At 68.2% G+C, this 24,561-nt stretch carries 8 protein-coding genes; 3 read left to right on the forward strand and 5 right to left on the reverse strand.

Features of this window, described 5'->3' with window-relative positions; genetic code table 11:
• The 5 genes from RTI28_RS23770 to RTI28_RS23790 form a co-directional block, all read right to left on the reverse strand.
• On the reverse strand, positions 1–4,198 hold a 4,198-nt coding region (locus RTI28_RS23770; protein WP_316922736.1), incomplete at its 3' end, for an amino acid adenylation domain-containing protein.
• A complete protein-coding gene (locus RTI28_RS23775; RefSeq protein ID WP_316922737.1) occupies positions 4,108–18,603 on the reverse strand; it encodes a non-ribosomal peptide synthase/polyketide synthase in 14,496 nt (4,831 codons plus the stop codon). The genes RTI28_RS23775 and RTI28_RS23770, both read right to left, overlap by 91 nt.
• 92 nt (positions 18,604–18,695) lie before the next feature.
• Positions 18,696–19,466 carry a thioesterase II family protein gene (locus RTI28_RS23780; RefSeq protein ID WP_316922738.1) on the reverse strand — a complete coding sequence of 257 codons (771 nt, stop codon included), beginning with the start codon at positions 19,464–19,466 and terminating at the stop codon, positions 18,696–18,698.
• A gap of 118 nt (positions 19,467–19,584) precedes the next feature.
• Positions 19,585–19,866 carry a chorismate mutase gene (locus tag RTI28_RS23785; protein ID WP_316922739.1) on the reverse strand — a complete coding sequence of 94 codons (282 nt, stop codon included), beginning with the start codon at positions 19,864–19,866 and terminating at the stop codon, positions 19,585–19,587.
• Positions 19,867–19,886: 20 nt separating this feature from the next.
• On the reverse strand, positions 19,887–20,753 hold the full coding sequence (locus tag RTI28_RS23790) for a prephenate dehydrogenase (protein WP_316922740.1): 867 nt from the start codon (positions 20,751–20,753) through the stop codon (positions 19,887–19,889).
• Positions 20,754–21,221: 468 nt separating this feature from the next.
• Here RTI28_RS23790 and RTI28_RS23795 point away from each other — a divergent pair, with 468 nt between their 5' ends.
• The 3 genes from RTI28_RS23795 to RTI28_RS23805 all read left to right on the forward strand — a co-directional run bounded on the left by RTI28_RS23795 (position 21,222) and on the right by RTI28_RS23805 (position 24,561).
• Complete coding sequence (locus RTI28_RS23795; protein WP_316922741.1) at positions 21,222–21,587, forward strand: MarR family winged helix-turn-helix transcriptional regulator; 366 nt, start codon at positions 21,222–21,224, stop codon at positions 21,585–21,587.
• Positions 21,588–21,813: 226 nt separating this feature from the next.
• Positions 21,814–23,322 carry an acyl-CoA carboxylase subunit beta gene (locus RTI28_RS23800; protein WP_316922742.1) on the forward strand — a complete coding sequence of 503 codons (1,509 nt, stop codon included), beginning with the start codon at positions 21,814–21,816 and terminating at the stop codon, positions 23,320–23,322.
• 12 nt (positions 23,323–23,334) lie between these two features.
• A complete protein-coding gene (locus tag RTI28_RS23805; RefSeq protein WP_316922743.1) occupies positions 23,335–24,561 on the forward strand; it encodes a hypothetical protein in 1,227 nt (408 codons plus the stop codon).

Below are 24,561 nucleotides of genomic sequence, written 5' to 3' on the forward strand. Positions count from 1 at the left end.
TCGACAGCTCGCCCAGCGCAGTCTCCCCGCTCAGCACCAGCGCATCGAGCAGTTGCCCTAGGTGCGCCGCCAGTTGCGCCACGGTTTCGCCCGCCAGTTGGCCACGGTCGTAGCTCATGCGCACGCTCAGTTGCTCGCCCGCCTCGATCACCAGGGTCAGCGGATAGTGGGTCTGCTCCTGGCTGACGATGGCATCGAAGGTCAGGGCATCCGGCGCCGCGCCTTGCAGGGCATCGGCGATCGGGTAGTTCTCGAAGACCATGATCGAGTCGAACAGCGCCTCGCCACTCCAGCCGGCCCAGCGCTGGATATCGTAGAGCGGCGTATGTTCATGCTCGCGCACGGCCAGGTTGCGCGCCTGCACCTGCTGCACGAACTCAGCGACAGACTGCTCCGCACGTGGACTGCCCACCACCGGCAGAGTGTTGATGAACAGACCGAGCTGTTCCTCGACACCCGCCAGGTCGGCCGGACGACCGGCCACGGTGGCGCCGAAGGTCACCCCCGACTGCCCGGTGTAGCGCTGCAACAGCAGCATCCACGCCGCCTGCAGCAGGGTGTTGGCGGTAACCCGCTGGTCGCGGGCGAAGTCGTTGAGGCGACGGGTACGCGCTGCATCCAGGGTCAGCAGTTGATCGGCGAAACCTTCGCCCTCTGCCGGCGCCTTGAACACCGGCACCAGGCGGGTCGGCTCGCTCAGCTCGGCCAGCTGGCCGCGCCAGAAGTCCTGGCTGACCTGCACGTCCTGGCCCTGCAGCCATTCGATGTAGTCGCGATAACGGCGGCCCGCAGGCGGTGTGTGTCCGCTGTAGCGCTGCAGCACTTCACCGAGCAGGCGCGAGTTGCTCCAGCCGTCGAGCAGGATGTGATGGCTGGTGAACACCAGGAAATGGCTGTCCGCGCCGGTGCGCAGCAGGCTCAGGCGCAGCAGCGGGTCGCGCTGCAGGTCGAAGCCGCGTTGCTGGTCGGCGGCGGCCCAGGCGTTCAGCGCCTCGGCGCAGCTGTCGCGCTCGCGCCAGTCCAGTTCGACGAAGGCCAGTTCGGCCTGCCGCCGGATCAGTTGCAACGGCTGCTCGAAACCACTGAGGAAATTGGCGCGCAGCACATCGTGGCTGTCCACCACCGCCTGCCAGGCGGCGCGGAAGCGCTGTACATCGAGGCCGCGCACCGTGGCCGACATCTGGTTCACGTAGCTGGCCGCGTCCTGCTCGTACAGGCTGTGGAACAGCATGCCCTGCTGCATCGGCGACAGCGGGTAGAGGTCGGCGATCTGCGCAGCGGCCACTGGCAGGCTGTCCAGCTGCTGCTGGTCGAGACCGGCCAGCGGGAAGTCCGACGGCGTCACGCCGCCGGCTGCATTCAGGCAGTGCTCGACCAGCTGGCGCAGCTCGCGGCCATAGGTATCGGCCAGGCCCTGCACGGTGATGACGTCGAACACCTCGCCACTGAAGCTCCACAGCAGTTCCAGCTCGCCGTCGAGCACCTGGCCGTTGATCGCCAGCAGGCTGTCCAGCGGCGCCTCGGCGTCCTGGCCCTGGCCACTGCCCTCGCCGGACGGGGCAAACAGCGCATCGTCCGAGGCGAAGCTGCCATCCAGCTGGCCGAGGTAGTTGAACACGATGCTGCCCTGGGCCAGCGCGGCCAGGCGGCGTTGCGTCTGCTCGTCGCCGAGCCAGCGCAGCACGCCGTAGCCGAGGCCCTTGTGCGGTACCGCGCGCAGCTGTTCCTTGACGGTCTTCAGCGACTCGCCAGGACCACCAGCAACGCTGAGCTTCACCGGGTACATCGCGGTGAACCAGCCGACGGTGCGGGTGGTGTCGAGGCCGTCGAACAGGTCTTCGCGGCCATGGCCTTCCAGGCGCACCAGGGTCTCGGCGCGGCCGGTCCAGCCGCTGATGGTGCGGGCCAGGGCTGTGAGCAGCAGGTCGTTGATCTGCGTGCGGTAGGCCGCCGGGGCGTCCTGCAGCAGTTGCCGGGTCAGCGCGGCGTCGAGGTGCGTGCGCACCGACACTTCATGCTTGTGCCGTTGCCCGCCGTCGGCATGGTCCAGCGGCAGTTCATCGCTGACACCCTGCAGCTGCGCCTGCCACCAGCCCAGCTCCGCGGCCAGCGCCGGGGTGCCGGCGAAGGCGTGCAGGTGCTCGGCCCAGGTCTTGATCGAATGGGTCTTGGCCGGCAGCGCGACGCCACGGTAGGCCGCCTGCAGGTCTTCCAGGAGGATACGCCAGGACACCCCGTCCACCGCCAGGTGATGGATCACCAGCAGCAGGCGCTGTTCGCCCTGTGGCAGCTCGACCAGCAGCGCGCGCAGCAGCGGACCCTGTTGCAGATCGAGGCTGCGTTGCGCCTGGTTGGCCAGGGCCAGCAGGCCGTCGTGGCTCGCCAGTTCACGGACCCAGAGCAGCTCGCCGGCGACCGGCTCGCGGAAGCTGGCGCGGCCATCGACGAAGCTCAGGCGCAGGGCATCGTGGTGCGCCAGCACGCTGTGCAGGGCGCGCTCCAGCGACGCGGCGTCGAGACGCACGGTCGGCTTGAGCAGCACCGACTGGTTCCAGTGCTGACGCTCGGGGATCGGGCTGGCGAAGAACCATTGCTGGATCGGCAGCAGCGGGGTTTCGCCGCGGACCGGACCCTGCTCGATCCGCACCGCCGCGGCACGGCTCGCCACCTGGGCGATACCCTGCACGGTCTGGCGCTGGAACAGGTCTTTCGGGGTGAACACGATGCCGGCCTGACGGGCGCGGCTGACCACCTGGATGGAGATGATCGAGTCGCCGCCCAGTTCGAAGAAGTTGTCGGTGACGCCGACCTTCTCCAGCTTCAGCACCTCGGCCCAGATCGCCGCCAGCTGGCTTTCCAGGGCAGTGCCCGGGGCGACATAGGCGGCCTGGGCCTGACTCACGTCGGGCTTGGGCAGCGCACGGCGGTCCAGCTTGCCGTTGGCGCTGAGCGGCATCTTCTCCAGCAGGATGAAGTGGCTCGGCACCATGAATTCCGGCAGGTGCGCCTTCAGGTGGGTCTTGAGCAGGTCCTTCAGCTCGCCGCTGTCGTCGGCCACCAGGTAGGCCGCCAGCTGCTTGCCGCTCGGACCGTCGATATCGATCACGCTGGCCTCGCGCACTGCCGGATGCTCCAGCAGACGCGCCTCGATTTCGCCCAGCTCGATACGCAGGCCGCGAATCTTCACCTGATGGTCGATACGCCCGGCGTACTCGATGATCCCTTCGCCGCGATAGCGGGCCAGGTCACCGGTGCGGTACAGACGACCGCCCTCGGACGAGAACGGATCCGGCACGAAGCGCTCGGCGGTCAGCGATGGACGGTTGTGGTAACCGCGGGCCAGACCGACGCCGCCCAGGTACAGCTCGGCGGCGCAGCCTGGAGCCGCTGGCAGCAGGCCGTCTTCGAGGATATGGGTCTTGAGGTTGTCGATCGGCTGGCCGATCGGCACGCTCAAATGATCTTCAGTCGTGCAAGTCCAGTGAGTGACGTCGATCGCCGCTTCGGTCGGGCCGTACAGGTTGTACAGGCCGGCCTGTGGCAGACGTTTCAACACTTGCGCAGCCAGTTCCGCCGGCAGCGCTTCACCACTGCACACCACGCGCTTCAGGCTGTGGCAGCTCTCGACCTGCTCGCTGGTCATGAAGGCCTGCAGCATCGACGGCACGAAGTGCAGCGTGCTGACGCCGTACTGGTTGATGGTCGCCACCAGACGCTCCGGATCACGGTGATCGCCTGGCAGGGCAACGGCCAGACGCGCACCGGTCAGCAGCGGCCAGAAGAACTCCCACACCGACACGTCGAAGCTGAACGGCGTTTTCTGCAGCACGGTATCGCTGCCGTCCAGGCCGTAGGCCTTCTGCATCCAGTGCAGACGGTTGACCAAAGCACGGTGGCTGTTGCCGGCGCCTTTCGGCTTGCCGGTGGAGCCCGAGGTGTAGATCACGTAGGCCAGGTTTTCCGGCACGGCGTGCAGCGAAGGATTGGCTTCGCTGTAACCGTTCAGGTCCAGTTGATCCAGGCACAAGGACTGCACAGCATCCGGAACCGGCAGTTGCGCCAGCAGCGAGCCTTGGGTCAGCAGCAGACCGATACCGCTGTCCTCGATCATGTAGGCCAGACGGTCCTGTGGATAATCCGGGTCCAGCGGCACGTAGGCACCGCCGGCCTTGATGATCGCCACCAGGCCGATGACCATTTCCAGGCTGCGTTCTCGGCGAAGATCAGCGCCGGCGCATCCGGCGTTGCCGCCACTTGCGCCTCGATCAGGCTCTGGATGCACACCTCGCTCGGGAACTCGGCAGCCGTGGCGTTCCAGTCGCGCAGGATATGCTGCTGTTCGGCAGCCTCCAGCAGCGTCAGCTCACCGATCCGCTGCTGCACATCGACGCTCAGCGACGCCAGCAACTGCTGCCAGTGCGCGGCCATGCGGGCGATGGTGTCGGCCTCGAACAGCGCCGTGGCGTAGGTCAGCGAGGCACTCAGGCCGTCGTCCTGCTCGACGGTGTTGAGCATCAGGTCGAACTGCGCGGTGTGCTTCTGCGACAGCACCGCTTCCAGGCTCAGCCCGGCCAGTTGCGGGGCCAGCTGCGGCGCCTGGTTCTGGTGGTTGTACATCACCTGGAACAGCGGGCTGCGGCTCAGGTCGCGCTGCGGCTGCAGGGCTTCGACCAGTTGCTCGAACGGCAGGTCCTGATGGGCCTGGGCCTGCAGGGCATGGCGCTTGACCTGCTGCAGCAGCTCGGCCACGGAGGTCTGTGCATCGATCTCGGCCTTGAGCACCTGGGTGTTGACGAAGAAGCCGATCAACGCCTCGGTTTCCGCGCGGTTGCGGTTGGCGATCGGCACGCCGACACGCACGTCCGCCTGGCCCGAATAGCGGTGCAGCAGGGTCTGGAACGACGCCAGCAGCAACATGAACAGGGTCACGCCCTGCTCCTGGGCCACGGCCTTCAGGCGCGCGGCCAGTTCAGGCGCCAGGCTCAGGTTGAACTGCGCGCCCTCGGTGCTCTGCACCAGCGGACGCGGATGGTCGGTGGGCAGTTCCAGCACCGGCTGCTCGCCGCCCAGTTGCGCGGTCCAGTAGGCCAGTTGCCGGGCCTTCTCCCCCGCTTCCATCCACTGCCGTTGCCACAGGGCATAGTCGGCGTACTGGATCGCCAGCGGCGCCAGCTGCACCGCCTCGCCCTGGCTGTGGCCGGCGTACAGGCGCATCAGCTCGTCGACCATGATCGGCATCGACCAGCCGTCGGTGACGATATGGTGCTGCACCAGCACCAGCACATGCTCGTCCGCGCCCAGATGGAGCAGACGCACGCGCAGCAGCGGACCGCTTTCCAGGTCGAACGGGCGCAGGGTCTCGGCCTCGACCAACAGGCGCACCTGCTCCTCGCGGGCCAGCTCAGAGGCCGGCAGTTGTTCCACGGCCAGCACGAACGGCGCCGGTTCATGGATGATCTGCACGGCCTGGCCGCCGTCCTGGCGGAAGGTGGTGCGCAGGGTTTCGTGGCGGGCGATCAGCTGTTCGAAGCTCAGTTCCAGCGCAGCGATATCCAGCGCGCCACGCAGGCGCAGGGCCGCCGGCATGTTGTAGGCCGCGCTGTGCGGCTCCAGCTGCCAGAGGAACCACTGGCGCTGCTGGGCATAGGACAGCGCCAGCGGCTGGCTGCGATCGGCGCGGGCGATGGCCTGCAGCTTGCTGCTTTCGCCCTGCGCGACCTGCCGGGCGAAGCCGCGCAGGTCTTTCGCCTCGAACAGGCTGCGCAGCGACAGCTCGATCTTCAGGCCCTGGCGCACGCGGGAAATCACCTGGGTGGCCAGCAGCGAGTGGCCGCCCAGCTCGAAGAAGCTGTCGTCGAGACCGACCCGTTCGATCTTCAGTACATCGGCCCAGATGGCGGCGAGCTGTTGTTCCAGCTCGCTGACCGGGGCGACGTAGGTGGTTTGTGATTGCGTGGCGTCCGGCTGCGGCAGGGCCTTGCGGTCGAGCTTGCCGTTGGGCGTCAGCGGCATGGCGTCGAGCACCACGAAGTGGGTCGGCACCATGTAGTCCGGCAGGTTGGCCTTCAGGGAGGCCTTGAGCTGATCGACATCGATCGCGCTGCGAGGTACCAGGTAGGCGGCGAGCTGCTTGCCTTGCGGGCCGTCGATATCCAGGACCACGGTCTCGCGCACCGCAGGATGCTCCAGCAGGCGCGTCTCGATCTCGCCCAGTTCGATGCGATAGCCGCGGATCTTCACCTGGTGGTCGGCGCGGCCGACGTATTCCAGCACGCCATCGGCGCGACGGCGGGCCAGGTCGCCGGTGCGGTACAGCCGCTCGCCCGGGGCACCGAACGGATTCGGCACGAAGACCGGCACGGTGCGACGGGTGTCGCTCACATAGCCACGACCGACGCCGGTGCCAGCGACGCACAGTTCGCCCACGGCGCCCAATGGCACCAGCTCAAGGGCATCGTCCAGCAGGTAGATCAGGTTGTTGTCGGTCGGCGTACCGATTGGCAGGTAGGTACTTTCGGTCGCTTGCAGATCGACACGGAAGAACGCCACGTCGTCCGAGCACTCGGCCGGACCGTAGGCATTGACCAGACCGATCTGTGGATAACGCAGCAGCCATTGCTTCGCCAATTCAGGCGGCATGGCTTCGCCGGTCGGCAGCATCCAGCGCAGGCCGTCGAGGTTGACCCGCTCTTCGGCCAGCAGGCCCTGGATCAGCGATGGCACGCTTTCCAGCACGGTGATTCCTTGCTGGGTGACATGGGCCAGCAGCGCCTGCGGATCGCGAGCGATGTCGTTCGGCACGATATCCACACGAGCCCCGAACAGCGGCGCGGCGAGGAACTGCCAGACCGAGATGTCGAAGCTCTGCGAGGCGGTCTGGGCGATCACGTCCTGCTCGCTCAGGTCCAGGTACGGCACCTTGCTCAGCTGGTTGTTGAGCATGCCGCGCTGTTCCACCATCACGCCTTTCGGCAGGCCGGTGGAGCCGGAGGTGAAGATCACGTAGGCGAGGTTGTCCGGGCCGCTGTAGCGGCCTGGGTTGACCACGGAATGTCCTGCTTGCTGGACCTGTTCCCAGACCAGCAGTTGCACACCTTCAAGCCCGACCAGCAGTTCGCGGGCTTGAGCTTCGCACTCGGCGCTGCAAACCAGCACCGGCGCCCCGCTCTGCCCGATCACGCCGCTCAGGCGCTGGTTCGGCAATGCCGGATCCAGCGGCAGATAACCCGCGCCGGCCTTGAAGCTGCCGACGATCATGCCCAGCAGGTCCGGACCACGCTCGGCCAGCAGCGCGATCGGCTGGTCGAAGGCGACACCCGCCGCGATCAGGGCATGGCCCAGGCGGTTGGCGGCGCTGTTCAGTTCCTCGTAGCTGTGTTCGCGCGCCAGGCAGGTGACCGCGATACGCTGCGGATGCGCCGCCACCTGCTCTTCGAACAGCGCCACATAGCCACGCTCCAGCGGATACGCGCGGGCGCTCTGGTTGCAGCCTTCGCTGAGGAACGCACGCTCGTCGGCGCCCAGCAGCGGCAGCTCGGCCATATCGCCATGGAAGCCCTGGACCAGCGCCAGCAGCAGGCGCTTGAACTCGGCCAGCATGCCCTGCACGGTGCTTTCGTCGAAATAGCGCTGGTCATAGGACAGGTGCAGGCCGAGGTCATCGCCCGGGTAGCACACCGCGGTCAACGGGTAGTTGGTGTGGGTACGGCCGGAATCCGAGGTGGCGTTCAGGCTCTGCGCGCGGTCCAGTACCGAGACTTCCACCGGGGCGTTCTCGAACACGAACAGACTGTCGAACAGCGGCATGCCCTTGGGCAGCTCGCTGAGCTCCTGGATATTCACCAGCGGCAGGTATTCGTACTCGCGCAGCTGCATGTTGCTGTCGAGCAAGCCGCTCAGCCACTGGCGCACGCTCTGGCGCTGGCCGTCGCGGGGCAGGCCGATGCGCAGGGCGATGGTGTTGATGAACAGGCCGACGGTGCGCTGCATCTGCGGCATGTCCACCGGACGCCCGGCCACGGTGACGCCGAACAGCACGTCGCGGTCGCCGCTCAGGCGGCGCAGGGTCAGGGCCCAGGCGGCCTGAGCGAAGGTGTTGACGGTCAGCTGGTGCTGCTGCGCCAGTTCGCGCAGACGGGCGCCATCGGCTACGTCGAGGCGGGTATAGACGTCGCCCACCACCATGCCGCCGCTCTCGCTGGCATGTTCGCGCAGGTACGGACGGTCGCTCGGAATCGGCGTCGGCCGCTCGAAGCCGCGCAGGTTGTCGCGCCACCAGTTGCGCGCCTGTTCCAGGCCGCGCTGCTGCAGCCAGCCGATGTAGTCGCGGTAGCGCGGCGCCGGCGACAGCTGCGCCTCGCGCCCCTCGCCGAGGGCCATGTAGAGGTCGAAGAAGTCGTTCATCAGCAGCGAACGGCACCAGGCATCGATGAGGATGTGGTGGTTGCTCATCATGAACCAGTAGCTGGCCTCGCCGACGCGGATCAGGCGCAGGTGGAACGGCGCCTGGTGCAGCAGGTCGAAACCGGCCTCGCGCTCGCGCTTGTGCAGGGCCTGCAGTTTCGGGTCCTGTTCGTCGGCAGGCACGTCGCGCCAATCGAGGTATTCCACCGCGGTGGTACCCGGCTTGTGGATAACCTGCAGCATGCCCTCGCCGATATCCCAGCAGAACGAGGCGCGCAGCGCTTCGTGGCGGGCGACCACGGCCTGCCAGGCGCGGCTGAAGCGCTCGGGGTCGAGGTCGCTGTTGATGCGGTAGCGGTCCTGCATGTAGTACAGGCCGGTGCCCGGCTCCAGCAGGGTGTGCAGGAGCATGCCCTCCTGCATCGGGGTCAGCGGGAACACGTCCTCGATCCGCGCCGCCGGCACCGGCAGGGCGTCGAGCTGGGCCTGGGTCAGGCTGGCCAGGGGGAAGTCGGACGGCGTCAGGCCGCCGCTGCCATCGCTGACGCAGTGCTCGACCACCGCCTGCAGCTGCGCCAGGTAGGCGTTGGCGAGGGCCTCGATGGTCGCGACCTGATGGCGCTCGGCGCTGAAGGTCCAGCGCAGCACCAGTTCGCCGGCGTAGACCTGGGCATCGATGCTCAGTTCGTTGGGCAATGGCGCCTGGGGATCATGGGCGACGCCCGCGGACTCCTCCAGCGGACGGAACAGCGCATCGCTGGCGAAGCTCTGGTCGAACTGGCCGAGGTAGTTGAAGGTCACCGGCGCCACCGGCAGCGCGCGCATGGCGGCGCGGCTGGCGTCGTCGCCGAGGTAGCGCAGCACGCCGTAGCCCAGGCCCTTGTGCGGCACGGCGCGGAGTTGCTCCTTGATCGCCTTGATCGAGGTGGACAGCTCGGCGGCCGGGGTCAGGCGCAGCGGGTAGGCGCTGGTGAACCAGCCGACGCTGCGGGTCAGGTCGATCTCGTCGAACAGGCTTTCGCGGCCATGGCCTTCCAGCTGGACCAGCGCCGACGGCTGTTCGGTCCACTGGCAGAGCACCCGCGCCAGGGCGCTGAGCAGCAGGTCGTTGACCTGGGTGCGGTAGGCGCTCGGCGCCTGTTGCAGCAACTGGCGGGTGCGCTGCGCGTCCAGGCGCACGCTGACGCTCCGGGCATGGCGGTTCTGCTGGCCGCCAGCCTGGTCGACGCCTGGCAGCGGCATCTCGGCGCCGCCCAGCTGGGCTTGCCACCAGTGGCGTTCCTCGCCCAGGGCTTCGCCGCCGGCATAGGCGGACAAGCGCTCGGCCCAGTCGCGCATGGCGCTGGTCTTGGCCGGCAGTTGCACGGCATCGCCGGTCTGCAGCTCGCGGTAGACCGTCTGCAGGTCTTCCAGCAGCACGCGCCAGGACACGCCGTCCACCACCAGGTGATGGATCGCCAGCAGCAGGCGCTGCCGACCCTGGCCAGCATCCACCAGCAGGGCGCGCAGCAGCGGGCCCTGGTGCAGGTCGAGGCTGCGCTGGGTTTCGTCGTAGAGGTTGCCGCAGTCGTTCAGGTCAGCGACCTGCGCGACCCGCAGCAGGCTGTCGTCCGCCGCGCGGAACTGCGCCTGCCAGGCACCGTCGCGCTCGCGGAACGCCAGGCGCAGGGCATCGTGCTGCTGTTGCACGGCCTTCAGCGCCTGCTCCAGCAGCGCGGCATCGAGGGTCTGGGTCGGCTCCAGCAGCACCGCCTGGTTCCAGTGCTGGCGGTTGACGATCGGGGTGTCGAAGAACCAGTGCTGGATCGGCGTCAGCGCCGAGGCACCGCTGAGCAGGCCCTGCTCGGCGCTGACCACTTCGCGGGTGGTGGCGACGGCGGCCAGGGTCTGCACGGTCTGGTGCTGGAACAGGTCGCGCGGGCTGAAGTGGATACCGGCGGCACGGGCGCGGCTGACCACCTGGATCGACAGGATCGAGTCGCCGCCCAGTTCGAAGAAGTTGTCGTTGAGGCCGACCTGGGCGACGTTCAGCACCTCGCCCCAGATCCGCGCCAGACTCTGTTCCAGCTCGCTGCTCGGCGCCACGTACTGCTGGCGGTTGAGCTCCGGGTCCGGCGCCGGCAGGGCGCGGCGGTCGAGCTTGCCGTTGGCGGTGAGCGGCATGGCTTGGAGCAGGATCAGGTGGGTCGGCACCATGTAGTCCGGCAGTTGCGCCTTGAGCGCGGCTTTCAGCTCATCACGCAGTTGCGCCTGGCGCGCTTCGTCCTGGCTGGCCACATCGCTGACCAGGTAAGCGGCCAGTTGCTTGCCCGCCGGGGTGTCCAGGGCCAGGACCACCGCTTCGCGGATCGCGGCGTGGTCGAGCAGGCGGGTCTCGATCTCGCCCAGCTCGATACGGAAGCCGCGGATCTTCACCTGATGGTCGACCCGGCCGATGTATTCCACCAGGCCGTCGGCGCGCTGGCGCACCAGGTCGCCGGTGCGGTACAGGCGCCCGCCTGCGCTGGAGAACGGATCGGCGACGAAGCGCTCGGCGGTCAGGCCCGGACGCTCGTGGTAACCGACCGCGAGGCCGGCGCCGCCGACATACAGCTCACCGGTGGCGCCCTGCGGGACCAGGGCCAGGTCGGTGTCGAGGATATAGGCGACCCGCGCCCCGACCACGCTGCCGATCGGCACGCTGGCCTGGCCCTCTTCCAGCTCGGCCGGCGACAGGCAGGCCAGCGGCATGACCACGGTCTCGGTCGGGCCGTAGGCGTTGAAGAACAGCTCCGGGGCGAAGGCCGCGCGAATGCGCTGCAGGTGCTCGCCGGTCAGCGCTTCGCCACCGGTGATGCACATGCGCACCGGCAGGCGTTGTTGCTGGGTGGCAAGGAACTGCGCCAGCTGGCTGCCGTAGCTCGGAGTGAAACCGAGGATATTCACGCCCTGCTCGCGGATCAGCGTGCAGATCTCTTCGGCATCCCACTGCCCCTGGGCGCGCAGGACCAGGCGCGCACCGGTCAGCAGCGGCACCAGCAGGCGCTCGGTGGCGGCGTCGAAGTTGATCGAATAGAAGTGCAGTTCGCAGTCGTCCGGGCGCATGTCGAAGCGCCTGATCACCGCCTGGCAGTGCATGGCGATCTCGCCATGGCTGACCACCACGCCTTTGGGCAGGCCGGTGGAGCCGGAGGTGTAGATCAGGTAGGCCTGGTGCTGCGGCAGGTTGACGAAGGGCGGCGCGCTGTCCGGGTAGGCCGACAGCTGTGGCAGGTCGTCCTCCAGGCACCAGCGCGCCACGCCTTCGGGCAGCTCGCCGAGGGCGTCCAGCAGTTTCGCGTCGCTGAGCAGCAGGCGCACGCCGCTGTCCTGGATCATGTACTGCAGGCGTTCCAGCGGGTATTCCGGGTCCAGCGGCACGTAGGCGCCGCCGGCCTTGAGGATCGCCAGCAGGCCGACGACCATCTCCAGCGAGCGCTCCAGGGCCAGGCCGACCCGCACCTGCGGGCCGACGCCACGTTCGCGGAGCATCCAGGCCAGGCGATTGGCCTGGGCGTCCAGCTCGCCGTAGCTCAGGGTCTGGCCACGGAAGGTCAGCGCGCCGGCCTCGGGGTTGGCCTTGACCCGCTCGCTGAACAGGCTGTGGATGCACTGGTCGAGACGCTGCTCGCCGGCTTCCGCGCCGAGGCTGTCGAGCAGGTGCTGGCGCTCGTCGGCGGCCAGCAGCGGCAGCTCGCCGAGGCGCTGTTGCGGATCGGCCAGCAGCGCCTGCAGCAGGTTGCGCCAGTGCGCGGCCATACGGGCGATGCGCGGCTCGTCGAACAGGTCGGTGCTGTAGGTCAGGCAGCAGCCCAGGCGGTGGTCCAGCTCGGTGACTTCGAGGTTGAGGTCGAACTTGGTGGCGCGGGCATCGTTGACGATGTACTCCACGGTCATCCCGGCCAGCTCGCGGCTCTGCTGGAATTCCCAGCGCTGCACGTTGCACATCACCTGGAACAGCGGGTTGTAGGCGGCGCTGCGCGGCGGCTGCAGGGCTTCCACCAGGTGATCGAACGGCAGGTCCTGGTGCGACTGGCCTTCGATCACGGTGTGGCGCACCTGCTCGAACAGCTCGCCGACACTCATCTGCCCGTCGAGCTGCACGCGCAGCACCTGGGTGTTGAGGAAGGCACCGATCAGCCCTTCGCTTTCCGGGCGGATGCGGTTGGCCACCGGCGCGCCGATGCGCAGGTCGGTCTGGCCGCTGTAGCGGTAGAGCAGCACCGCCAGGGCGGCGGTCATGGTCATGAACAGGGTCAGGCCGTTTTTCGCGTTGAAGGCCCGCACGCGGCCGGCCAGGTCGTCGCTGAGGTCGAAGCGGAACAGCTCGCCCTGGTGGCTCTGCACCGCCGGCCGCGGACGGTCGCCGGGCAGTTCCAGCAACGGGTGCTCGTTGCCCAGTTGCGCGGTCCAGTAGTCCAGCTGGCGCTGGCGCTCGCCGGATTCCAGCCACTGGCGCTGCCACACGCTGTAGTCGAGGTACTGCACCGCCAGCGGCTGCAGCGGCGACGGCTTGCCGTCGAGGAAGGCCTCGTAGAGCAGGCCCAGCTCGCGGGCGAAGATGTCCATCGCCCAGCCTTCGGTGACGATGTGGTGCAGGGTCAGGACGAAGTAGTGCTCCTGCTCGCCGGCCTTGACCAGGCAGGCGCGCAGCAGCGGGCCGGTTTCCAGGTCGAAGGGGGTGTGCGCCTCGCTGTCGGCGAAGGCCTGCAGGCGTACCTGGCGCTCGGCGGCGGGCAGCGCGGAAATATCCAGCCACTGCATGGCCACGCCGGTCTCCTCGGAGACTTTCTGGCAGGCCACGCCATCGATGCTGGGGAAGGTGGTGCGCAGGGTTTCATGACGCAGGATCAGCGCCTGCAGGGCTGCCTCGAAGCAGCCGATATCGAACGCGCCGCTCAGGCGCGCCATGCCGCCGACGTTGTAGGCGGGGCTGTCCGGTTCCATCTGCCAGAGGAACCACATGCGCTGCTGCGAGTACGACAGCGCCACCGGCTGGCTGCGGTCGACCGTGGCGATGGCCTGCTGGCTGTTGCGCTGGCCGGCGGCTTGCAGGGCGGCAATCTGTGCGGCGAAGGCGCCCAGCTCACGGTGCTCGAACAGCACCCGCAGGGGCAGCTCGACGTCGCAGCTCTGGCGTACCCGGGAAATGATCTGGGTAGCCAGCAGCGAGTGGCCGCCGAGGTCGAAGAAGTCATCGGCCAGGCCGACCCGCGGCACCGCCAGGACATCGCGCCAGATCGCGGCGATCGCGCGCTGCAGTTCGCTCTCCGGTTCGATGTGTTCGCGGGCCTGCCACTGCGGCTCGGGCAGCGCGCGGCGGTCCAGCTTGCCGCTCGGGCCGAGGGGCATCACGTCCATGCGCACCAGTTGCGCCGGGACCATGTATTCCGGCAGCTCCAGGGCCAGTTCGGCCTTGAGCCGGGCGATCTGCGCGGCCTCGTCCTCCGCGCCCGCCTCGGCGGTGAAGTAGCCGACCAGTTGCGCACCGGCGGCGGTTTCGCGGACCAGCACGGCGGCCTGGCCGACACCGTCCAGGGCCAGCAGGCGTGCTTCGATTTCCTGCGGTTCGACGCGGAAGCCGCGCAGTTTCACCTGGTGGTCGAGACGCCCGAAATACTCCAGGGCGCCATCGGCCGCCCAGCGCACGCGGTCGCCGGTGCGGTACAGGCGCGCGCCCGGCTCGCCACCGGCATCCGGGACGAAGCGCTCGGCGGTCAGCGCGGCGCGGCCCAGGTAGCCACGGGCCAGGCCGATACCGCCAATGCACAGCTCGCCGGCGACGCCGTCCGGCTGGGCATTCAGTTCGCTGTCCAGCACGCGGCAGATCACGTTGCCCAGCGGCCGGCCGATCGGCGAACGGGCTCCGTCGCTGCTCTGGCAGTGCCAGTGGGTGACGTTGATCGCGGTCTCGGTCGGGCCGTAGCGGTTGTGCAACTGGGCGTCGGGCAGTTGCGCCAGCACCCGGTTGCGCAGCTCGGCGGGCAGCGCTTCACCGCCGGAGAAGACCCGGCGCAGGCTGCTGCACTGGGCGCTCAGCGGCTCGTCGATGAACAGTTGCAGCAGCGGCGGGACGAAGTGCAGCGTGGTCACGCCATGTTCCGCGACCAGTTGCGCGATGCGGTGCGGATCGCGGTGCTCGCCGGGTGCGGCGATGACCAGCTTGCAGCCGGTGATCAGCGGCCAGAAGCACTCCCACACCGAGACGTCGAAGCTGATCGGCGCCTTCTGCATCAGCACGTCGCTGGCGTCCAGGGCATAAGTGGCCTGCATCCACTGCAGGCGCTCGGCCAGGGCCGCGTAGGTATTGCCAACGCCTTTCGGCTGGCCGGTGGAGCCGGAGGTGTAGATCACGTAGGCGAGGTTGTCGCCGTCCAGGTGCAGGCCCGGCGCGTGGCTCGGCCAGTTGTCCAGCTTGAGGGTGTCCAGGGCGATGGCGCTGACGCCGTCGGCGCTGGGCAGGTCGCCGAGCAGGTGGCTCTGGGTCAGCAGCAGCGACACGCGGCTGTCGGCGAGCATGTAGGCCAGGCGCTCGCTCGGGTAGTCCGGGTCCAGCGGCACATAGGCGCCGCCAGCCTTGACGATCGCCAGCAGGCCGATCAGCAGTTGCGGCGAACGCTCCACGGCGATCGCCACCCTGACGTCGGGGCCGACGCCCTTGTCGCGCAGGTAGTTGGCCAGGCGGTTGGCCTGGGTGTGCAGCGCGGCGTAGTCCAGGCTGCCGCCGTCCCACACCAGCGCGGTGCGCTCGGGACTGCGCTGCGCCTGTTCGTTCAGCAGCTCCGGCAGCCAGCGCCCGGCTGCGGTGCACGGGGCCACGCTCCAGGCGGCCTGGCGCGCCTGTTCGGCGTCGTCGAGCAGTTGCAGGTCGCCGAGGGCGATGTCGGCCTGCGCGCTGACCTGGGTCAGCAGGCGCACGTAATGGGCGGCCAGACGCTGGATGGTGGCGCGCTCGAACAGCTCGTCGGCGTAGTCGAAGGACAGGTTGATGCGCCCGCCGCGGTCTTCCTCGCTGTGCAGCTGCAGGTCGAACTTGGCTTCGCGGCTGTGCCACGGCAGTTCGTCGGCGAGCAGGCCCGGCAGGCGGCGCAGCGCGCCGAGGTCGCGTTGCTGGTGGTTGAACATGACCTGGAACAGGCCCTGCTCGCGGGCCTGCGGGAAGGCCTCCACCAGTTGGTCGAACGGCAGGTCCTGATGGGCCTGGGCGTCCAGCGCGGCCTGGCGGGTGCGCAGCAGCAACTGCTCGAACGGCAGGCGCGCATCCAGTTCGGCGCGCAGCACCAGGGTGTTGATGAAGAAGCCGATCAGGCCCTGGGTTTCCTGGCGCGGACGGTTGGCGCCAGGTACGCCGATGCGGATATCGGTCTGTCCGCTGTAGCGGTGCAGCAGGCTCTGGAAACCGGCCAGCAGGAGCATGAACGGCGTCGATTGCTGGCGCTGCGCCGCGGCTTTCACCGCCTTGCTCAGCTCGGCGCTCAAACGCAGGCTGTAGCGCGCGGCGCTGTGCTGCCGGCGGGCGGAACGCGGGTGGTCGGTGGCCAGGTCGAGGCTCGGCTGTTCCTCGCCCAGTTGCTGTTTCCAGTAGGCCAGCTGACGCTCGGCCTCACCCCGGGCCAGCCACTCGCGCTGCCACTGGCCGTAGTCGGCGTAGCGCACCGGCAGCGCCTCCAGGGTCAGCGGCTGGCCCTGGACGGCGGCGGCATACAGGCGCGAGAACTCGTCGATCAGCACGTTCAGCGACCAGCCGTCGGCGATGATGTGGTGCAGGGTCACCAGCAGTTGGTGTTCCTGCTCATCGAGGCAGACCAGTTGCACCCGCAGCAGCGGACCGTTTTCCAGATCGAACGGCAGGCGCGCCTGCTCTTCGCGAATGGCCTGGGCACGCTCGCGGCGCTCATCCTCGTCGAGATCGCTGAGGTCGATGCGCTGGATGGCAAACGGACCGGCGGCATCGATGCGCTGCAGGGCCACGCCGTCCTTCTCGTAGAAGCGCGTGCGCAGCGCTTCGTGGCGCTCCACCAGGCGCTGGAAGGCGCCGCGCAGGGCCTCTTCGTCCAGCTCGCCGCGCAGGTTGAGGCCGGCGGGAATGTTGTAGGCGCTGCTCTGCGGATCCAGCTGCCAGGTGAACCACAGGCGGTTCTGCGCCAGGGATTGCGGCAGGTCCTGTTCGCCCGCCAGGCGCACGATGCGTTCCTCTACCTGGGCGCCGGACTGCACGCCCTCGATGGCGGCGACGAAGCCCTGCAGGGTCGGTGCTTCGAACAGCAGGCGCAGGTTCAGCTCGATGCCCAGCGCCTCGCGCAGGCTGGCGACGACCTGGGTGGCGAGGATCGAGTTGCCGCCAAGCAGGAAGAAGTGATCGTCGGCGACGATGTCGTCGACCTGCAGGTGTTCGCGCCAGCTGCGCGCCACCAGCTCGCCCAGGTTGGACTGGGCCAGGCTCGCGCCGTCGGCTTTTTCAGCGCCGGCCTGCTGCGGGAACAGCGCGTAGCTGTCGAGGCTGCCATCGGCCAGGCGGGTGCGGCAGGCGGAGCGCTGCAGCTTGCCGCTGGAGGTCTTCGGCAAGGCCCCGGGATTGAGCAGCACCACCACCGCGGGGGCCTGCTGGTAGGCGTCGGCGACGGTCTGGCGCAGGGTGCGGATCAGTTCCTCGGCCGGCACGTTCTTCTGCACGCTGCGGCCGATCTCGGCGGCGATGCCGATGCCCTCGACGCCGTCCAGGGTGACCGCGAACGCCGCGACCCGGCCCTTGCGCACCACGTCCACTTCGCGCTCGACGGTCTGCTCGATGTCCTGTGGATAGATGTTCTGCCCGCGGACGATCAGCATGTCCTTCAGGCGGCCGGTGATGTACAGCTCGCCGTCACGCATGAAGCCGAGGTCGCCGGTGCGCAGCCAGGTCTGGCCGGCGTGTTCGACGAAGGTCTTCGCCGTGGCCTCGGGGTTGCGCCAATAGCCGTGGGCGATGCTCGGCCCGCTGGCCCAAACCTCGCCGACCTGATTCTCGCCGAGCACTGCCAGGCTCTGTGGATCGGCGATCAGCACGGCGTGTTCCGGTTGGCTGGTGCCACAGCTCATCACCGGGCTGCCCTGCCCGGGCTCGGCGACGTTGCGCGCCAGGGCCTGCTCGTCGAGGCGCAGGTGCGGGATGCCCTGGCCGCGCTTGCCGCCGGCGACGAACAGGGTCGCCTCGGCCAGGCCATAGGAGGCGAAGAAGCGGCTGGAATCGAAACCGCAGCCGGCGAACTTCTCGGCGAACGACTCCAGGCTGTCCAGGCGGATCGGCTCGGAACCGGAATAGGCCACGCGCCAGCCGCTCAGGTCGAGGCGGGCCAGGGCCGAATCGCTGACCCGCGCCGCGCACAGCTGGTAGGCGAAGTCCGGACCGCCGCTGATGGTGCCCTTGTAGTCGCTGATCGCTTCCAGCCAGCGCAGCGGCCGGGTCAGGAAGTACGCCGGCGACATCAGCACGCAGGGCACGCCGCTGAAGATCGGTTGCAGCAGGCCGCCGATCAGGCCCATGTCGTGGTACAGCGGCAGCCAGCTGACGATCACGTCATCCGGGTTGATATCGATGCCGAAGCCGTGGCGGATGAGCTTTTCGTTGGCCACCAGGTTGCCGTGGCTGACCTGCACGCCCTTGGGCAGCGCGGTGGAGCCGGAGGTGTATTGCAGGAAGGCGATGTCGTCGCCGCTCAGTTGCGGTGCTTGCCAAGCCTGGGCGGCAGCGCTGTCGAGGGTGTCCACGCAGAGCAGCGCCGGCGCGCCCTCGGCCTTGAGTTCGGCGACTTCCAGCAGGCTGTCGCGCAGCGCCGAGGCGGTCAGCACCAGGCTCGGCTCGGCGTCGGCGATGATCGACAGCAGGCGCTCCTGGTGATGGCGGCGGTTGGATTCCGGCGGATAGGCCGGCACGGCGATGATGCCGGCGTACAGGCAGCCGTAGAACGCCGCGACGTAGTCCGGGCCGCTGGGGAACAGCAGGATCGCGCGATCGCCGAAACGGGCCTGGGCCTGCAGGGCGGCGGCGATGGTCCGCGCGCGCTGGTCGAGGTCGGCGTAGGTCAGCACGATGCCCTGGTCCTGCTCGTCGGAGAGGAAACGCAGCGCCAGCTTGTCCGGCGTCTGTGCGGCACGACGTTGAAGGGACTGGGCCAGGGTGTCTGGAAGTTCAAACGCATCCATGAGGGGTTCCTGCTGAATTCGGCTTGGCAAAAAAGGGGTCGGGTGACGAAAAGAAAACGCGCCTGCCGTGGCCGGCGCGGGCAACGCTGGGTTCAACCGAGGGCGCGGGCCGTGTGGCGCCGGGCGTGGCGATTGCGCCAGCGCGCCAGGTGCTGGTCGGCGTAGCGGCGCACCTGGCGCAGCAGGCGGGCCTGCTCGTCGACCAGGTAGAAGTGATGACCTTCGAACATGTCGAGGGAGAAACCGGTGCTGGTCTCCTCCTGCCAGTCCAGCAGTTCCTCGACCCTGACCGTGTCGCGCTTGCCGCCGAACACGTGGATCGGCACCGCCAGCGGCTCGCGCTGGCCGTAGGCGAAACTGCCGCAGAGGAGGAAGTCGGCGCGCAGGATCGGCAGGATCAGCTCGAGCAGTTCCTCGTTCTCGATCACGCTTTCACGGGTGCCGCCCAGTTCGCGCAGGCGCGCGACGAGTTCGGCGTCGCTCTTGGCGATGGCGTACTCGCTGACATCGCGTCGCGCAGGGCCGGCGATGGCCGAGGTGAACAGCGCCAGCGGCGCCGGCAGGCCGCGATCGCGCAGGGCGTGGGCCAGTTCGAAGGCCAGCAGGCCCCCGAGGCTGTGGCCGAACAGGGCGAACGGGCGATCCAGCTCGACGGCGATTTCCTCGGCCAGCAGGTGCGCCAGTTGCACGATATCGGTGTGCAGCGGCTCGTCCATGCGCATGCCGCGCCCGGGCAACTCCAGCGGCCGCAGCTTCAGCCAGGACGGCAGCTTGTGCTTCCACGGGCTGTAGCAGGTGGCGCTGGCGCCGGAATAAGGCAGGCAGAACAGGGTCAGGCCGGGTGCGTCGCGTTCGATGCCCATGTGTCGTTTTCCTGTAGGTGCACGCCCCGGCCATGACAGCGGCCGGGCTTGTCTCCCAAAAGAACGGATGGCATCTGGAAATAATTAGTCGCATCTGCCGGCAGACACGCCGGGCGGTTCACTCGCCGATGAACGCGCGGTGGTTGCGTACCACTTCATCGATGATGTTGCGGAAAATCCGCAGCGTCAGGCTCTGGTCCAGGCCGTGCTGGCCGGCCAGGGTCAGGTAGCGGTGGCGCTGCCGCGCCTCGCGTTCGGGGTCCACGGCCTGCCAGCGTTGCCGGGCCTTGAGCCGCCCGACATGCTCGGTGACCTGGAAGCGCCGGGCGAGCAGGATAATCAGTTGCTCGTCCAGCTCGTCGATGGTTTGCCGCAGGCCGGCCAGTTCAACGTCAACCACTCTCTCTTCTCCCGTACTGATCATGGCGCACGCCCCAGCAGTCTGTTGGCCAGCCCCGAGGACTCGCGAATCCTGCCGTGCAACTCCAGCGGCCGCTCCTGCAGGATGACCCGCCACTGGTTGAGCACGGCGATGAACGACTCGGTCTGCGACAGCAGCGCGGCACTGTTGTTTTCAAAAATGCTGGTCCACACCGTGACGTCCGAGGACGCCAGGCGAACCTGCTCGAAGAAGCTGCGGCCGATGAACGAACCGGTCTGCGAATCGAGGGGCAGCTGCTCGCCGAAGGTGTCCATCAGCGAGAAGGCAATCAGGTGCGGCAGGTGCGAAGTCAGGGCGGCGATGCGGTCGTGCTGGCGCGCATCGACCCGGCAGGTGGCAGCCCCCAGGGCGTGCCAGAAGCCCTCGACCCGCTCGATGGCCGGTGTGGGCGTGGCGGCCAGCGGGATCAGCAGGCAGCTCTTGCCGACGAACAGGTCGGCGCGCCCGGCGCTCGGCCCGCTTTGCTCGCCGCCCGCCATGGGGTGACCGGGGACGAACGCCACATGCGCCGGCAAGCGCTCGCCCAGGGCATCGATCACCGTCTGCTTGGTCGAGCCGACATCGGTCAGCACCGCGCCGGGCTTCATGCTCGCGGCCAGCGCCAGGACCACCGAGGCCACGGCCCCGGTCGGCACGCAGACCACCACCAGGTCGCAGTCGCGCAGCGCCGCCAGTTGCTCGGCACAGCGCGGCACCAGGCCCAGCGCCTCGACCTCGGCGCGCACCGCGGGGTCGCTGTCGAAGGGGTACAGCCGGACATGCGGATGATTCAGCCGCACCGCCCGCAGGATCGAGCTGCCGAGCAATCCCAGACCGACGATACCCAGATGCCGTATGTGCTCCATCTCCGACACTCCTTGTCCGAATCGTTTTACCACTGCCGCAGAAAATTAGTACGCACATGATCAATAAGCAAGCACATAAAAACCATCGACGGGCTGCCCGGCGGACAAACGGCGCGGCTCGGGGTGAGCGGAACAAGGGCTGAAAATCCCGTAAACACGGGACGAAATGCCACTCGGGCACGGCCCCCGGCGATCGCCGGCGGCGGGAATACTCTGCTAGAATTTCGCTGCGAGTACATCCTGACAGTTCGCGTGTACTCGCTTTTAACCCTGCGACTGGTCGCGAGGATTTTCGCTGCCATGCCGCTGTCCCGTCGCTAAACGGCAGGCAGGTCGCTTCGGCCACAACTACCGGAGAAGCGGCCGTCAATTACAACAATAGGTCTAACGATGTATTCGAGTCTACGTTCCCTTGCAGACGATACTTTCTGTCTGCGCCTGCAGCGAGCGGCCAGGGTATGGCGCAAGGTGTCCGACGAAGAGTTGAGCAATCTCAACCTGTCGGAAGCCACCACCACCCCGCTCTGGCTCATCAACAAACTGGGCGAGGGCCTGCGCCAGCGCACCCTGGCCGACCATATGGGACTCGAAGGACAGTCCCTGGTACGCCTGCTGGATCAACTGGAAAGTGCCGGCCTGGTAGTCCGCCGCGACGATCCTTCCGACCGCCGGGCCAAGGCGCTGTACCTCACGGACGCCGGGCGCAAGCTGGCCGAACAGGCCGAGCTGGTGGTACGAAAGATTCGCGCCAGGCTGCTGGACGACGTGCCAGCCGAACACCTGGCCATCATCGACGGGGTATTTGACAAGATCATTACCGCCGCTTCCGACTGACTCCGTCGCGCGCCGGACCCCGTCCGCGGGTCCGGCCATTTGCCCTCCTCCTGCCCCTCCACGGCGACGAAAAAACATTTCTACCAATATTTGCGAATAGATCGCATGAGATCTACAGTCCCTCCTGCGCCCTCGATCGTCGTCGGCGCAGAGCAGCGACCGCGTCTGCGCAAACCAGCCAGGGAACGGCGGTCGGCACATTCTTTCCAGCCGTGGAGCCCACGTCATGTCAGATTCGCCTGGAGTCAGGGACGCTACACGTGAACGGACACTTACCGCTCCGCCCCTGGCCGCACACCGCCAACAGATCATCGACCTGCTCGACCCGCACAGCTTTCACGAACTGGATGCCCAGGCCGAGCACGACTGCGTGCACTTCGGCGCCGCCGCGCGCAAGGTCGCCGGCGACGGCATCGCTACCGGCCATGGCACCCTCGATGGCCGCCCCGTGGTGGTCTACGGCCACGACGGCAGTTTCCTCGGTGGCAGTTCCAGCCGTATCCATGCCCTGAAGATCGGCAAGGTGCTGGACATCGCCCTGCGCACCGGCGTCCCGGTGATCGCCCTCAATCACTCGTCCGGCCTGCGCATCCACGAGGGCGTCGACGCCGACTCGCAGTTCAGCCATGTCTTCTACAAGACCGTGCGCGCGTCGGGGGTGGTGCCGCAGATTTCCATCATCCTCGGCGACTGCATCGGCGGTGCGGCCTACACCCCGGCGCTGACCGACTTCATCATCATGGTCGACAACCAGTCGGCGCTGTTCCTCACCGGCCCCGCGGTGATCCGCCGCGCCACCGGCGAGGACGTGACCAAGGAAGAGATCGGCGGCGGCCTGCTGCACGCCAGCGAAACCGGGCTCGCGCATTTCCTCGTCGACAGCGCCGACGAGGCCCTGGCCCTGACCCGCGCCCTGCTCTCCTACCTGCCGCAGAACAACACCGCCCGCCCGCCGCAGCTGGACGGCCCGGCCAGCCAGCGCTACCCGACCCCGGCCGTCGCCAGCCTGGTGCCCGCGGAAAAGAACCTGCCATTCGATGTGCGCGAGCTGATCGACGGCTTCGTCGACGAGCAGTCGTTCCTTGAAGTGCATGCCCTGTTCGCGCGCAACATCGTGGTCGGCTTCGCCCGCCTGGGCGGGCAGAGCATCGGCATCGTGGCCAACCAGCCGTCGTGGCTGGCCGGTTGCCTGGACATCGATGCGTCGACCAAGGCGGCGCGCTTCGTGCGCCTGTGCGATGCCTTCGGCCTGCCCGTGCTGACCCTGGTCGACGTGCCCGGCTACCTGCCCGGCCGGGACCAGGAGCGCGCCAACGTGATCGGCGCCGGGGCCAAGCTGATGCACGCCTACTGCGAGGCCACGGTGCCGAAAATCGCCGTGGTGCTGCGCAAGGCCTACGGCGGCGCCTACCCCACCCTGGCCAACCGCTCGGCCACCGACCTGATCTTTGCCCTGCCCGGCGCGGAGATCTCGGTGATGGGTCCGGAGGGCGCCGTCGACGTGATCTTCCGCAAGGACATCGCCGCCGCCGACGATCCCCAGGCGCGGCGCACCGTCCTGATCGAGGACTACCGCCAGGCCCACGCCAGCGCCGAGTACTCGGCCAGCCGCACCTACATCGAGGGCCTGCTGCAGCCCGAGCAACTGCGCAACGCGCTGATCGCCAACTTCGCCCTGCTGCAGGACAAGATCAGCGGGCTCCCCGCGCGCCGGCATTCGAACATTCAACTGTGAAGGAGCATGGTCATGGCTATCCCAAGGAATCCCGCCAACGATTATGAGTACGACCAGGTGGCCCGACGCCTGGCCTGGGTCGTCGAGCAGACGGACACCGCCCTGCCCTACATCGGCGGCGCGCCGATCAGTGGCGAGCAGGTCAAGGGCACCTGCGAGAACTTCATCGGTTTCGTCGGCACGCCGCTGGGGGTCGCCGGCCCGCTGCGGATCGACGGCGAACGTGCCCGCGGCGACTTCATCGTGCCGCTGGCGACCACCGAAGGCGCGCTGGTCGCGTCGTTTTCCCGCGGCATGAACCTGATCACCGACAGCGGCGGTTGCACCGTCACCAGCCTCGACAACCAGCAGCCCTCCAGCGAACAGCCGGGCTATCGCTTCCTCGGCGATGCGCTGACCAAGGTGTCCGCGCTGGTCCTGCGCAGCCCCGCCGATGCGGCGCCGTTCGACGCCTGGCTGCGGCTGCACATGAGCGAAATCGTCGCCATCGCCAACGCCACCAGCAACCACGCGCGCCTGCTGGAACTGTCGCCGCTGCTGCACGGCGACCTGGTCGGCCTGGCGTTCACCTACGCCACCGGCGACGCCATGGGCCTGAACATGGCGACCAAGGCCAACGAGGCGGTGTGCCGCTTCATCAAGAGCGAATGCCCGCAGTGGGTCGACGGCTACTTCAACACCCTCGGTGGTGACAAACGCTTCGTCGCCGACCAGGCCAAGGGCCGCTACGTATCGGCCAGCGTGCGCATCCCCAAGGCCCTGGTGGAGCAGCGCCTGCGCACCACGCCGCGACGCATGCAGCGCTTCCTGCAGGCGTGCAACAGCCTGCTTGCCCAGCGCGGCGCCACCGCGCCGAACATTCATGTGGCCAATGCCCTGACCGCCCTGTTCATCGCCTGCGGCCAGGATCCGGCGTTCGTCACGGTGTCGTTCAAGAACGCCTGCACCACCCTCGACGTGCTGGACAATGGCGACCTGCTCGCCAGCGTCACCCTGCCCAACCTGATCGTCGGCACGGTCGGCGGCGGCACCCGCCTGCCGGCCCAGCAGGAATGCCTGCGCATGCTCGGCTGCGCCACGGATGCCCGCAAGCTGGCGGAAATCGCCGCCGCCGTGGCCCTCGCCGGTGAGATCTCGGTGGCCGGTGCGGTCAGCGCCGGCGAATTCACCCGTGCCCACACCACCCTCGGGCGCGGCCAGAACGCCGAGGCAGGCTCCGTGCAAGCGGCGGAGGCATGA

This window comes from Pseudomonas sp. zfem002 (assembly GCF_032621685.1).
Classification (GTDB): Bacteria; Pseudomonadota; Gammaproteobacteria; order Pseudomonadales; family Pseudomonadaceae; genus Aquipseudomonas; species Aquipseudomonas japonica.